Source organism: Listeria rocourtiae subsp. hofi (genome assembly GCF_963575615.1).
GTDB lineage: Bacteria > Bacillota > Bacilli > Lactobacillales > Listeriaceae > Listeria_A > Listeria_A hofi.
Genome location: NZ_CAUYTL010000002.1, coordinates 1 through 12,973, shown reverse-complemented (window position 1 = coordinate 12,973; position 12,973 = coordinate 1). Strand labels below are relative to the sequence as shown.

Here is a 12,973-nt window from a genome sequence, read left to right as displayed (position 1 = left end):
AAAGAAAGCGAAATAATATACAGTAAGAAGATAAATTCTTTTTGAAAGCATATTTAAGCGAATTGGAGTAAACTATAAAGGTACCGCAAAACGGTGGAAAAAATGAAATGGAGTGATTTTCTTGAAAGATCCACGTATTGAAAAATTAGCGTATAACTTAATCAACTATTCTGTGAGCCTACAACCAGGAGAAAAAGTACTTATCGAAAACTTTGGCGTACAAAAAGAATTGGTGACCTCACTCGTTGCCGAAGCTTACAAAGCTGGCGGATTCCCGTTTGTATCCTTGAAAGAACCGCAAATCGACCGCGAAATGATGCTTGGAGCAAATCCAGAACAGTATGCGAAGATTGCTGAGTTTGAAGGCAATGTGATGAAGGAAATGGACGCTTATATCGGCTTACGCGCTGGTGATAACATCAATGAATTATCAGATGTTCCTGCTGAGAAATTGAAAATAAATGGTGAAACGGTCGGAAAAATGCATACAAATATTCGTGTGAAGCAAACGAAATGGGTTGTCTTGCGTTATCCAAGCTCTTCTATGGCGCAACTTTCTAAAATGAGCACAGTTGGTTTTGAAGACTTTTATTTCCAAGTTTGCACGCTTGATTATAGCAAAATGGGTGAAGCGATGGAGAGTCTCGTGACGTTGATGAACCAAACAGACCGCGTCCGCCTCGTTGGAGAAGGCACAGACTTGCGTTTTTCAATAAAAGATATCCCTGCCATCAAATGTGCTGGCCAGCTAAATATTCCTGATGGTGAGGTTTATACGGCTCCTGTGCGCGATTCAATTAACGGCACTATCACATACAACACACCATCTCCTTATCAAGGCTTTGTCTTTGAAAATGTCTCTTTCACATTCGAGAATGGAAAAATTGTAAAAGCGACTGCAAATGATACTGAACGTATTAACAAAATATTGGATACAGATGAAGGCGCTCGTTTTATTGGCGAATTCGCAATCGGTGTCAATCCTTTCATCCATGAACCAATGCAAGATATTCTATTCGATGAAAAAATTGAAGGTAGTTTCCACTTCACGCCTGGTCAATGTTACGATGAAGCACCAAATGGCAATAACTCAGCTATCCACTGGGATCTCGTGAACATTCAACGTCCAGAATACGGTGGTGGCGAAATTTACTTTGATGATATTCTAATTCGCAAAGATGGTCGTTTCGTCATTCCAGAACTTGAAAAATTGAATCCAGAAAACTTAATATAACCACAAAAAAGGAATCCCATCATCTGGGACTCCTTTTTTAGTTTTAATACTTATTAATTTATCGCTCGTTTCTCTTCTACCAATTCCACGCCGATATCAAGAACGCGTTCATATGCTGCTTGGAATTTCTGAACATCTCCTGCTCCCATAAATAGGATTACTGCATCAGGAAACGCTAGCAACCCTTCTGTATGCTGTTCTTGAATTACGTGATTACCTTTAGTTTTAGCCGCTAAATCTTGAATTGTTAATGTACCACGGTTCTCACGGGCGGAACCGAAAATATCACATAAATACACTTCGTCTGCTAAATTTAAACTATCCGCAAAACCTTGTAAAAAAGCTTGTGTACGCGTAAATGTATGTGGTTGGAATACAGCAACTACTTTGCGATTTGGATATTTTTGGCGTGCGGCGTTTACTGTCGCACGAATTTCAGAAGGATGGTGAGCGTAATCATCCACTAATACTTGATTCTTTTTCTCTGTAATGCTGAAACGGCGCTTTACACCTTCAAAAGTTCGTAATTCTCTCGCTACGTCAGCCGCTGAAATATTCTCAAAGGCACTAACTGCTATCACACTAAGCGCATTGAGTACGTTATGATCACCATAAGTCGGGATTACGAAATTACCGTACATTTCGCCGTTGCGATACACATCAAATGTTGATCCTGTCGTTTCTTTTACAATATTTTTAGCTTGGAATTCGTTACCCTCTCCAAAGCCGAAATAAATGACTGGTATGTCCAATTTCAAACGACGCAATTGCTTGTCATCGCCTAAGGCAAAAACAGCTTTCTTCACTTGTTTTCCGAAAGATTCGAACGCACTAAAAACATCGTCCTCACTCTTGAAATAATCAGGATGATCCCAATCAATATTCGTCATAATCGCATAAGTTGGGGAGTAAGCTAAGAAATGACGTTGATATTCGCACGCCTCTAAAGCAAAATACTTCGCATCAGGATTTCCTTTTCCAGTTCCGTCGCCAATTAAATAAGATGTCGGGCGTAACTCTTCCAAGACATGCGAAAGAAGACCTGTCGTCGATGTTTTCCCATGCGACCCAGTAATAGCAATGCTCGTATAACCGTCAATTAATTGTCCTAAAAACTTATGGTAACGAATCACTGGCAAATTCATGTCCATCGCTTTTTTAATTTCCGGATGCTCGTCTTTAAACGCATTTCCAGCAATGATTGTTAAACCTTCATGAATGTTGTTTTCAGAAAACGGTAAAATCTCAATACCATCTTCTTCTAGCGCCTTTTGTGTAAAGAAATATTTCTCAACATCGCTTCCTTGCACGGTGAAGCCTTTATCAAACATAATTTGAGCCAGCGCACTCATACCTGACCCTTTAATCCCAACAAAATGATACGTCGTCATTAATTGAACCCCCAGAATTTTAATCTTTGAAGAGGTAGCCTAAAAAATAGTGTGGTGCTCGTAAAAAAAGCATTTTCATTATTTTTATCATTTCTAGACATCTTCTTGTGTTACAGTTTAAACGTGTGTTTGATGTTCATCTACGTTGTTAACCGAAAAATCTCACTAGGTAATTATAGCACTTTATTCCCCATTAAGAAATCCTTGTAGAAAATTTATATCTAAGGACTTATATTTTTGCCGTTTTAAACGAAATAAAGTATTTATTTATACGCTAATAGAACTAGTGATGTATTAATTATCACGTATTTTTTCTAGTTGTTCTCGAGTGATAATAACATCACGCGGTTTGGAGCCATTTGTTTCCGAAACAATGCTATGCTTTTCAAGTGCCTCCATCAGTCTCGCCGCTCGATTGTAGCCAATGCGAAAATGACGTTGTAAAAGCGATGTAGAGGCACCATTTTGTGCCAATACAAAATCACACGCCTCATCAAACAAGTCATCCTCTTCCTCTTTGGCAATTTCGCGTTCTAAAAGTTCCTCTTGTTTGAACAGGTAATTTGGCTCTACTTGATTGCGTACGTGAGCGATGACAGCATCAATTTCCTGATCACCAACATATGTGCCTTGCAAACGAACTGGCTTAGACGACCCACTTGGCAAAAAGAGCATGTCCCCTTTTCCAAGCAGTTTCTCGGCACCGCCCGTATCGATAATCGTTCTTGAGTCAATTTGCGAAGACACAGAGAACGAAACACGAGTCGGGATATTCGCTTTAATCAACCCTGTTATAACATCTACAGAAGGCCGCTGCGTCGCGACAATCATATGAATCCCACAAGCTCTTGCTTTTTGAGCAATGCGGCTAATCGCTTCTTCTACGTCATTTGGCGCTACCATCATTAAATCAGCCAGTTCATCGATAATAATCAAAATGTACGGTAATTTCTCACCAGAATGTTCTGGATGGGAAGAATATTCATTAAATTTCTCCATATTACGAACACCCGCATGTGAAAATAGCTGATACCTGCGCTCCATCTCTTCCACTGCCCATTTGAGAGCCGCTGTTGCAGCTTTGGCATCTGTAATAACTGGACTCACAAGATGCGGAATGCGATTATAAGGAGCAAGCTCAACCATTTTAGGATCAATGAGCAATAGCTTCAACTCGTCTGGCGTTGCTTTATAGAGCAAACTAATAAGCAATGAATTGATGCACACACTCTTACCAGAGCCCGTTGCACCAGCAATTAGCCCATGAGGCATCGTTTGCAAATCAGTCACAATTGGCATGCCCGAAATATCAAGCCCTAACGCCGCTGTTAAAGGGGATTTACTCGCTTGAAACGCCTGACTATTCATAATTTCTGATAGCATCACAGGACGGCTCGTTTCATTGGGAATTTCAATACCAATCGTACTTTTACCTGGAATCGGCGCCTCTATCCGAATATCTTTTGCAGCTAAATTCAATTTAATGTCATCCGTCAAATTCGTGATTTTACTAACTTTCACGCCTTTTTCCGGCTGTACTTCAAATCTAGTTACTGCTGGGCCTTGTGTCACATTCACAACTTTTGCAGATACATTAAAATTCTCAAGCGTCTCATTTAAAAGTTCTTCTTGGAAATCTAACCATTCCTCATCTGCACTTTCAAAGACTGGCGGTTTTAGTAAATCAAGTGATGGGAAGTAATAGCCAGCTGCATCTTCTCGTGGATGTTGCTCCACAGGAAAGATAGGTTCTGGAGCTATCGCTGGCTTTTCTGCCTCCACAATCATATCTGGCTCTTTTTTAACGGCTTCTTTTTTCTGCTCAACGTGTTGTTTGTCTTGATTCACCATCATAACGTTAAAAGGAATTCTAGTTTTCGGTGGTGCTTGCTCCGCCTTTTTTGGTTTCGGCGCTTCATGGATAAGGTCGATACGTTGTGGTGCCATAATTTCTTCCTGTATAGCCTCAATCTGAGGTTCCTCTGTAGCTGGCAAAACAGCTTCCTGTTCTATTACATCTTCTAAAATGGCTACTTCTTCGATAACAGACGCTTCTACAATCGGCCCAGCCTCCACGACAAGTTGCTCCACTATGTCAGGAATCGCCTCACTCTTCTCCACCTCTTGCGTAATATCAAACTCAAAACGGCTTGGTCGTTTTTGAAAAGCGAAGACTGGCGAAGGAACATCAGTTGGTCTAAATGGCCTTTTCTTCTCGAACTTAGGTATTTCATTGCTTGTTTTTGAACGAGGTGCTTGATTCGGTATCGGTATCTTATGTAAAACCGGTTTACTGTCTATTTTCTGTCCATCAGGAATAAGCGGAAAACGGAACTCACCTTTTGGATATTGATACATCACTTTGGCATGAACTTCGCGTTTTTGCTTCATTGCTTGCGTATTTTCACGAGAAATATCTACTTTTTTTTCGACTTTATTTACTGCCGCTAATTGGGGCGTTGGTGCTGACTGTGCCTTTTTTTTCGGCTTAGCTACTTCCATTTCCTCATACTCCGCATCGCGATCAGCGAAGAAAAAATCTTTGAACCATCCCATTACTTATCACTACCTAATTTATTTTTTATCCGTTTCTTAAACTGATTCTAACAGAGAAAATCAGATAAAGCTACGATGAATGTACTGTAAAAATAATACATGTTCAGCAAATGGCCTGCAACGGCTATGCACAAGTATTCCATCGTATATAATTTAAACTTATACGTCCTTCACCCACTAAAAAAAGAACAATACAAATGTATATTGTATACAATTAATCAAAAAAGCTCAGAAATTAGGGTCTGGGTCATAACCCAAATAAATCGGCGAGGCGATTTTTTCTTATTGGGGTTTCGTCCCAGACTCCACATTCTTATTTCGATGATTTAGAAAGTAACTGGAAATTCGGCTCCGATTTCATAGCTATCATCGAGCACCATTATTCCTTTTTCCTCAGGAGCATCCGGAATTGCCAATTCACGCGCGGCGCAAATCATGCCAAATGAATCCTCTCCACGAAGGTTGGACGGTTTGATAATTAAGCCACTTGGCATTACAGCACCAATTTTAGCAACTACTACTTTTTGACCCGCTTCAACATTTGGCGCGCCACATACGATTTGAACTGTTTTATCTCCCAAATCCACTTGGCAAACATTCAACTTATCCGCATTTGGATGTTTTTCCTTTGACTTTACATAACCAACAACGAATTTTGGCGAAAGATCTGCTTCTATAACAAAATCAAAACCGTTATCCGCCAATTCCTTGTTAATAAAATTCATATCTTCCAACGTCAAATTTACTTTGCCATTCGCATCAAATGCACGTCTTTTCGATACATCAAAAATGTTGATTGCAACAGTTTCGCCAGTCTCCACGTCAAAAATCCGCGTTACATGGCCTTTTGATTCAAAATCAGTCTTTTCTACATCGCTTAGGTGGACTAAAAGCGTGTCCCCTACTCCTTGTTCATTATAAAATGCATTTACAATCACGTTAACTACTCCTTTGGTCTGTTTTTTGCCATAATAAAGATCGGTTCTAGTTTACCATCATTATACACGAGAGGTAAAGAGGTAATTGGAGCGAGACCATCTGCAAAAAATTGCATCGTCATATGCGCCAATACGTCATAACCCGTATTATTTCTGATATCCGCAATAATCAATACGTCTTGATGTGGCACCGCAAGCACCATTTCCCCCTCTATCTGTTCCCGCATCTCTGCTAAAAATGACTCATTTAAAATCCGACTTGCATCATATCCATCATTTGTTCGCACAAAATAATAGTCGTTACCACTGACAGAGTCTTTCTTCATCGTCGTTGCTCGTTTGCGCAGATTAGCGAATGCAGCCATGCGAACATCGTCTATCGTCACATCCGTACCTTCCAAACTAACTTCCTCAATAAAGCGATAGGACGAACCAACATCCACCACGTAAAAAATAGCCGTTTCTGCCGTGTGTTTTTCCGTTAAAAGCCTTTTGCCATCTTTAGTTTTCTGAGGGAAAGATGTTGCTCGAATAACAGGATAAACGTTCGGCAAGCTTTCAGAAATATCAATCGTTTGTTGCGATGCCCTCAGACCTTCTTCCACATAATAAACGATTTTTTCAACCGCCACGTTTGCTTGTTCTTCCCAATTTGCAATAATTTGCGGGATAGATAGCGTAATCGAATTGCCAGCTTCTATCACTTTCAGCGTATCTTTCTCGCGATCATAATTAAATGTCCGGTTCGCGCTGGCAAGCTCTTTTTCAAGTCGCTCCTTCATTTTCATCGTTGTCATCTTCATCACAACGCCCTCCCCTCTTCCTTATAACGAATCAATAAAATCTGTAATTTCCTCTTTTGTTTTGCGATCCTTACTCACAAATCGACCAATTTCTTCGCCGTCTTCAAAAGCTAAGAAACTCGGGATTCCGAAAATCGCCAAATCAGCACAAAGATTGATAAATTGATCCCGATCCACATGTGAAAAAGTAAAATCTGCATGTTCCGCCTCAATTTCAGGCATCACCGGCTCGATAAATTTACAATCACCACACCAATCCGCACTGAACATAAATATTGTTTTCCCTGTATCTTTTAGTTCATTAAATTCTTCTACTGTTTCTAAATGTTTCATCATTAATCGACTCCTTCTTATTCCTATTCATAATCCTAAAGCCCCCACCAGCATTAGTAAAGAATTTCGCTCATAAAAGTTGCTATCGGATGCATTTTCTTCTATCATTGCAAGCAAGGAGGCGTTTTTGATGGACTACCATATTTATTTAGCAGGTGAAATTCATTCAGATTGGCGCGATCAACTGCGAGCAAATGTGAAAGAGCAACGAGGTGTTCAGTTTTACTTTTGGGGACCACAAGAAAATCACGATTTATCGGACGCAATCGGCGAGCAAGTTCTTGGAAAACAACCAAGCGCGATTTATAAAGATTTACAATCATCGAAAATAAACAATCTGCGCACCGAACTGCATTTGAAAAAAGCCGATTTAGTGATCGCTTTATTCGGCGAAAAGTTTAAACAATGGAACACTGCCACAGATGCCGCTACAGCAATCGCACTCGGAAAACCAACGATTATCATTCGACCAGAATCGTTACATCATCCGTTAAAAGAACTATCTGAAAAAGCAAATGTCACTGTGGACACTATCGAACAAGCCGCACAAATTATTGATTACATTTTTGCATAATACGTTCATGAAAAAGCACCTCAATCACGGAGGCGCTTTTTCGCGTTTACTCGGTCTTTCCAGCTCCACACAAAACCAAATATTAAAACAAGAACGCCACCAATAAACGTTGTCAAAATCCAGCCTAGCTCGGTTTCTTTGAAGTATGGAATATGCAGTAAGTAACCAAATAAGAATACTAGTGCTGACACAAGCATAATACTCCCCATCAGAATTACTGGGTGGCGCCATATTCTTTTAAGCATTATTACGAATCGTTTCCCATGTCGTTTTGTCGAGATTGCGGATGATTGTTGTAATCATCTCTTTTGCCGCCGCATAATCATCCACATGCAGAATTGAGTTAGATGAATGGATATAACGTGCAGGAACACCGATTACAGCACTCGGAATTCCACTGTTAGACGTATGCACTTTCCCTGCATCTGTTCCACCTGGCGAAATGAAATATTGATATGGAATCTGGTTCGATTCAGCTGTATCTAACAAAAACTCGCGCATGCCGCGATGCATAATCATCGTACGATCAAAAATTCGCATCAAAAACCCTTCTCCAATTCGGCCAAATTGCGACTTATCACCCGTTGTATCGTTCGCCGGACTTGCATCAAGCGCAAAGAAAATGTCTGGTTGAATCATGTGTGCGCTAACACCAGCACCACGTAGGCCAACTTCTTCTTGCACATTCGCTCCCGCAAACAATGTATTCGGTAGTTTATCATCTTTCACTGCTTTTAAAAGTTCGATAGCAAGTCCGACTCCATAACGATTATCCCAAGCTTTCGCCATAATTTTTTTCGGATTAGCAAGCGGTGTAAATTCAGAAACTGGAACAATTTGTTGTCCTGGCTTCACACCAATAGCAATCGCATCGTCTCGGTCATCTGCCCCAATATCAATCAAAAGATTTTTGGGATCTGTTGGTTTGCTCCGTTCAGCATCTGTTAGCAAATGCGGCGGAACAGAGGCGACAACTCCAATAACCGGCCCGTTCGCCGTTATCAATTGTACACGTTGCGCTTGCAGAACTTGCGGATTCCAACCACCAAGTGTTTGAAAGGCAATCATCCCACTTTCCGTGATTCTTGTAACCATGAAACCTACCTCATCTAAATGGCCTGCCACAAGGATTCTAGGTCCACCTTCTGCGCCATGCCGCACACCAAAAATACCGCCTAGTCCATCTTGAATAACTTCATCCGAAACTGGCGTAATTTCTTTCCTGACAAAGTCCCTGATAAACTGCTCGTTCCCAGAAGTACCTGGCAACTCCGTTAACGTTTTAAATAACTCCAATGTTTCTTTTTCCACTAATAATCAGTCCTTTTCAGTGATATCTCTAGCATTATACCACTTTTAGAAACGTTACGTCTAAAATTGCGACCAAACAAATCGGGGCACTTCGATGTAAAGGCTTTTATATTTTTAGTTTAGAGGGTATAATAAAAAACAGTAGAACTACACAAGAGAAAAAAAGTAAGATTAGGGAGGCAAACAATGAACTGGAAAGTATTTATCGCAGGTGTTGCGACAGGGGCCGCAGCAGGTCATCTTATCAACCACTACCTACTAGAGCCAAAGACCATTTCGGGTGACGTTATTCTTGAGAACGTCAAAGAAGCATTCAAAGCAGAGGGGCCAATAGAAGGCTCGTGGATTCAATTGAAAAAGCAGCATTACAAAAAGTTCGCAATGGATACATTTGTATATCATGGCGGCATCACAGCGATTCGTGATGGCGAAAAGAAACAATTCGAATTTATTGCAGATGCTACTACCGGAACCGTGATTGATGTTTATTTAACTTAATACTATGCAAAACTGCAAGCCATGTGCGCTTGCAGTTTTTTCTATTAATCTGTATTTTTCTCTCCGTTTCAAAGTTGACCTATTTAATAAAACTATCTACACGCTTCTGATCATATTCTCCCTTTTCAACCATTTCTCTCATTTGCTCGCTGAAAATGACTTTTTCGGCACTTTGTAACGCCTTTTTTACAGCAGCAACTTGCAACATAATATCTTCGTAAGAGCGTTCCTCATCGGTCATTTTCTTGATAGATTTTACGTGACCTTCAATTTTTGCAAAACGATTGGAAATAGATTTTCTCATTTCCGACATCTATATACCCCCCCTTATTTTAATTTGAGAAAATATTTAAATCTCGTATATCGACTGATAAAAATGACTTTCAATAACCCCTTACCAGGGATATAAAAACAAATACCTTATGGTGGTATACGAAATTATCGTTTCACCATCACCTTACCTACTACATTACCATCCTCATCAAACTGTAAGGCACGATAGAAATAATCATGATAAAAAAGCAACCACTTCCCCGTTCCCTCCAACTCAACTCGAAGCCGTTCTTTTGCAAAAATCGAATCCATTGGATAATCATCATATGCCGTCACCCATAATACATTTTGGTGCGCATGCGTCGGGAAAATATCCGCCATATGAATAGCCGATTCCCCTTGACTCTCCATTCGAATTATCGCATGTCCATTACTATGACCACCAGTTTTCTCCAACTGAATGGCATCATTTAATCGTAAACTATTCGAATACGTCTGAATCTGGTTTGCAATACCCTGCCAATTTTCAGTCCAATATGTCGCCTTAGAGCGAATGTTGGGCTTACAAATTTCTTGCCATTCCGTTTCAGTTGTATAAATCGTGGCATTCTCAAAAATACTTTGTCCATCCGTATTCGTTAAACCTACGATATGATCAAAGTGTAGATGCGTCATCAAGATCACATCAATGTCCTCAGGTTGTATACCAAGCAATGCTAAATCTTCCAAAATAAAGGACTCTTCCACAACACCAAAATTCCGTTTTTGCTTCTCGGTCAGACGACCAACACCAATGCCTGCATCAATTAAATAATGCTTACCTTGATATTCAAAGTACATCGGATCTGTGACACACCGAATCTGATTTTTTTCATTTGGCTGATATTTTTTGCTCCATAGCGCTTTTGGAACAACGCCAAACATTGCGCCGCCATCAAAATGAGTCACGCCACCACGTAACCAGTGAATTTTTATCTCCCCTACTCGCAAGGTATCCATTTTGCATCCTCCTTCATACTAAAAAGCTAGAGCAACCATACTTTCTGGGGACTCTAGCCTTTGTTCACGATTTAAACATTGCTTCTAAACGGTAAATAGGAAAACCTTTTGCCGAAAACTTCTCTTCATACTCCGTCATGATATTGCCTTCAAACTCGCTATTATGCAAATCTAGCGACAGGTAAGTTAACAGAACGCCATATTCCGAAAACGCCACCAACGAATATTCAAACAAACTGCGATTATCCGTTTTAAAATGAATCTCGCCATCTACCGGTAGCAGTGCTTTATAAATATCCAAGAAACTCGGATGCGTCAAGCGACGTTTCGCATGCCGCTTCTTCGGCCAGGGATCGGAAAAGTTCAAATAAATCCTTGCAACTTCCCCAGCTTCAAAATAGTCCAGCAAATCCGCACCGTCTACAGAAAGTAAACGTAAATTCGGAATTCCCGCAGCGAGTGCCTTATCGAGTGCTGTTATTAAAACACTTTCTACAACTTCAATACCAATATAATTAACATCTGGATTCGCCTCGGCCATTCCAGTAACAAATTGCCCTTTTCCCGTCCCAATTTCAATATGAATCGGGTTCTCATTTCCAAATAGATGGTGCCACTTTCCTTTTAATTCTCCAGGATTCCCCACACACACTTCCGGGTGAGCCAGAATCTTCTCACGCGCCCACGGTTTATGTTTTACTCGCATAACTTCACGTACACCTCATCATCCTCAATTATTTTCTTCAAAAGCAAATCTAAACGAGCAAGCTCTGCCTTTCGATCATGCTCAAACTGCCAATTCATCGCCATCAAAACCTGGCAAATAGAAAACCATTTTATTCGTGTATAAAATTCTCGCGTTAAGGTCTGACCGTACTCCTCAAGCCATTCCTCCCACTCAGAATAAGGAACATATTGATACAGCAAAACACCTAAATCATTCGCCGGATCAGCAAGCATCGCGCCATCCCAATCAACAAGATAAAGCTCATCCCCCTCCGAAACCAGCCAATTATTATGGTTAACATCACCGTGACAAACAACATGACGCTCTTCCTTCAAGCCCTCTACATTCGCTAGTAAATATCGATAGGCTTCCGCAACTTTCGTATCCACTCGGTTCAAACGACCGATATTCTCCGTTACTGAGTCTAGTAAATGAAAACACGAGTAATCTTTTTTCTCAATACGCTGCAACATATCACGCAACGCCTCCGATTGATGAATTTTACCGAGTAACTTAGCTACACGCGGTTCTCTCATCTCTCTAGCCGTAAGCGTTTGCCCATTATCCACCCATTTCTGAGCCGTGATAACATCTCCATTTTCAATTCGTCTCGTCCAGATTAGTTTAGGCACAATTTTTTCAACAGAAAGCGCAGCTAAAAAAGGCGAGGAATTCTTTTTTAAAAAGAATTTTTCGTCTTCATGAATCGCAACAAAGGCCTTTCCTGTTTCTCCGCCCGCTGGCTCTATTTCCCAATCTTGACCAAACAAATTATCTTCCATTCCACATTCACCTTCACTTACGTCGTTGTCTTTCTATATGTTATTATTAACGACGAATCTAGCTCTTACGCAACACTTATTGGTGCGTTAAAGTTTCGAGATATAATAAAATTTCAGCATAAAATTATGTATTTTAGAAAGCCGAATAAAAAAAGCTATCCCAATCATTAATAGCTACCCTTTGAATTTTACTTCTCTTCATCCCTCCCGTCAAGTCAACATACGTTCGTATTGTTGGGGCTCTTCGAATAAAATGAGTTAGAGCACCAATATACATGCGAGCTAGGCTCGCATGTAATCCTTCCTGGCTCTTCGAATACAATCAGCCAGAACCCCAATATACATGCGGGCTTCGCTCGCATGTAATCCTTCCCGGCTCTTCGAATACAATCAGCCAGAGCACCAATATACATGCGCGCCGTGCTCACATCTAACCATTCCACCACTTCAAAATGAAATATCCAATAAATAGCAACAAATCGAGTAGGAGGAGCCGTTAGGCTCCGACCTCTCACACCACCGTACGTACCGTTCGGTATACGGCGGTTCAATAG

Annotated in this window: 15 protein-coding genes; 3 read left to right on the top strand and 12 right to left on the bottom strand. The window is 40.5% G+C overall.

Going from position 1 to position 12,973, the window contains the following annotated elements; genetic code table 11:
• Window positions 1-121 precede the first annotated feature (121 nt).
• The gene (locus R8925_RS01420; protein WP_430534161.1) at window positions 122-1,234 is read left to right on the top strand and encodes an aminopeptidase; all 1,113 of its coding nucleotides are present in this window, start codon (window positions 122-124) and stop codon (window positions 1,232-1,234) included.
• Window positions 1,235-1,287: 53 nt separating this feature from the next.
• Here R8925_RS01420 and murC read toward each other — a convergent pair whose 3' ends face one another.
• The 5 genes from murC to R8925_RS01395 form a co-directional block, all read right to left on the bottom strand.
• Window positions 1,288-2,625 (bottom strand): UDP-N-acetylmuramate--L-alanine ligase, encoded by a 1,338-nt coding sequence (gene murC, locus R8925_RS01415; protein ID WP_430534160.1) that lies wholly within the window; start codon window positions 2,623-2,625, stop codon window positions 1,288-1,290.
• 294 nt (window positions 2,626-2,919) lie between these two features.
• Window positions 2,920-5,181: a DNA translocase FtsK gene (locus tag R8925_RS01410; protein WP_430534159.1), complete on the bottom strand. Its 2,262-nt coding sequence runs from the start codon at window positions 5,179-5,181 to the stop codon at window positions 2,920-2,922.
• A gap of 326 nt (window positions 5,182-5,507) precedes the next feature.
• Entirely contained in the window at window positions 5,508-6,119 is a 612-nt protein-coding gene (gene ytpR / locus R8925_RS01405; RefSeq protein WP_430534158.1) for a YtpR family tRNA-binding protein, read from the bottom strand.
• 5 nt (window positions 6,120-6,124) lie between these two features.
• Window positions 6,125-6,925, bottom strand: coding sequence for a DUF1444 domain-containing protein (locus R8925_RS01400; protein WP_430534157.1), 801 nt, complete (start codon window positions 6,923-6,925; stop codon window positions 6,125-6,127).
• An 18-nt stretch (window positions 6,926-6,943) separates the two neighbouring features.
• Complete coding sequence (locus tag R8925_RS01395) at window positions 6,944-7,255, bottom strand: thioredoxin family protein (protein WP_430534347.1); 312 nt, start codon at window positions 7,253-7,255, stop codon at window positions 6,944-6,946.
• Between the two features lie 130 nt (window positions 7,256-7,385).
• On the opposite strand from R8925_RS01395, the gene R8925_RS01390 reads away from it, so the two are divergent.
• Entirely contained in the window at window positions 7,386-7,829 is a 444-nt protein-coding gene (locus R8925_RS01390; RefSeq protein WP_430534156.1) for a YtoQ family protein, read from the top strand.
• Between the two features lie 20 nt (window positions 7,830-7,849).
• Here R8925_RS01390 and R8925_RS01385 read toward each other — a convergent pair whose 3' ends face one another.
• A complete protein-coding gene (locus R8925_RS01385) occupies window positions 7,850-8,020 on the bottom strand; it encodes a hypothetical protein (protein ID WP_430534155.1) in 171 nt (56 codons plus the stop codon).
• A 46-nt stretch (window positions 8,021-8,066) separates the two neighbouring features.
• Window positions 8,067-9,140 carry a M42 family metallopeptidase gene (locus R8925_RS01380; protein ID WP_430534154.1) on the bottom strand — a complete coding sequence of 358 codons (1,074 nt, stop codon included), beginning with the start codon at window positions 9,138-9,140 and terminating at the stop codon, window positions 8,067-8,069.
• 186 nt (window positions 9,141-9,326) lie between these two features.
• Between R8925_RS01380 and R8925_RS01375 the strand changes: the two genes are divergently transcribed.
• On the top strand, window positions 9,327-9,638 hold the full coding sequence (locus tag R8925_RS01375; protein ID WP_430534153.1) for a hypothetical protein: 312 nt from the start codon (window positions 9,327-9,329) through the stop codon (window positions 9,636-9,638).
• A gap of 79 nt (window positions 9,639-9,717) precedes the next feature.
• Here R8925_RS01375 and R8925_RS01370 read toward each other — a convergent pair whose 3' ends face one another.
• The 5 genes from R8925_RS01370 to R8925_RS01350 form a co-directional block, all read right to left on the bottom strand.
• The gene (locus tag R8925_RS01370) at window positions 9,718-9,951 is read right to left on the bottom strand and encodes a metal-sensing transcriptional repressor (RefSeq protein WP_430534152.1); all 234 of its coding nucleotides are present in this window, start codon (window positions 9,949-9,951) and stop codon (window positions 9,718-9,720) included.
• A 125-nt stretch (window positions 9,952-10,076) separates the two neighbouring features.
• Window positions 10,077-10,910, bottom strand: a complete 834-nt coding sequence (locus R8925_RS01365) for a YtnP family quorum-quenching lactonase (RefSeq protein ID WP_430534151.1) — start codon at window positions 10,908-10,910, stop codon at window positions 10,077-10,079.
• 64 nt (window positions 10,911-10,974) lie between these two features.
• Window positions 10,975-11,616, bottom strand: a complete 642-nt coding sequence (trmB, locus tag R8925_RS01360; protein WP_430534150.1) for a tRNA (guanosine(46)-N7)-methyltransferase TrmB — start codon at window positions 11,614-11,616, stop codon at window positions 10,975-10,977.
• The gene (locus R8925_RS01355) at window positions 11,607-12,419 is read right to left on the bottom strand and encodes a phosphotransferase (protein WP_430534149.1); all 813 of its coding nucleotides are present in this window, start codon (window positions 12,417-12,419) and stop codon (window positions 11,607-11,609) included. Before R8925_RS01355 ends, trmB begins: the two co-directional genes overlap by 10 nt.
• Before the next feature lie 215 nt (window positions 12,420-12,634).
• On the bottom strand, window positions 12,635-12,973 hold a 339-nt coding region (locus R8925_RS01350; protein ID WP_430534148.1), incomplete at its 5' end, for a hypothetical protein.

Bases quoted from the DNA above. Each gene is read 5' to 3' on its own strand.
- R8925_RS01375 (WP_430534153.1), top strand. From the start codon at position 9,327: ATGAACTGGAAAGTATTTATCGCAGGTGTTGCGACAGGGGCCGCAGCA.
- R8925_RS01355 (WP_430534149.1), bottom strand. From the start codon at position 12,419: ATGGAAGATAATTTGTTTGGTCAAGATTGGGAAATAGAGCCAGCGGGC.
- R8925_RS01370 (WP_430534152.1), bottom strand. From the start codon at position 9,951: ATGTCGGAAATGAGAAAATCTATTTCCAATCGTTTTGCAAAAATTGAA.
- R8925_RS01365 (WP_430534151.1), bottom strand. From the start codon at position 10,910: ATGGATACCTTGCGAGTAGGGGAGATAAAAATTCACTGGTTACGTGGT.
- R8925_RS01390 (WP_430534156.1), top strand. From the start codon at position 7,386: ATGGACTACCATATTTATTTAGCAGGTGAAATTCATTCAGATTGGCGC.
- R8925_RS01395 (WP_430534347.1), bottom strand. From the start codon at position 7,255: ATGAAACATTTAGAAACAGTAGAAGAATTTAATGAACTAAAAGATACA.
- murC (WP_430534160.1), bottom strand. From the start codon at position 2,625: ATGACGACGTATCATTTTGTTGGGATTAAAGGGTCAGGTATGAGTGCG.
- trmB (WP_430534150.1), bottom strand. From the start codon at position 11,616: ATGCGAGTAAAACATAAACCGTGGGCGCGTGAGAAGATTCTGGCTCAC.
- R8925_RS01410 (WP_430534159.1), bottom strand. From the start codon at position 5,181: ATGGGATGGTTCAAAGATTTTTTCTTCGCTGATCGCGATGCGGAGTAT.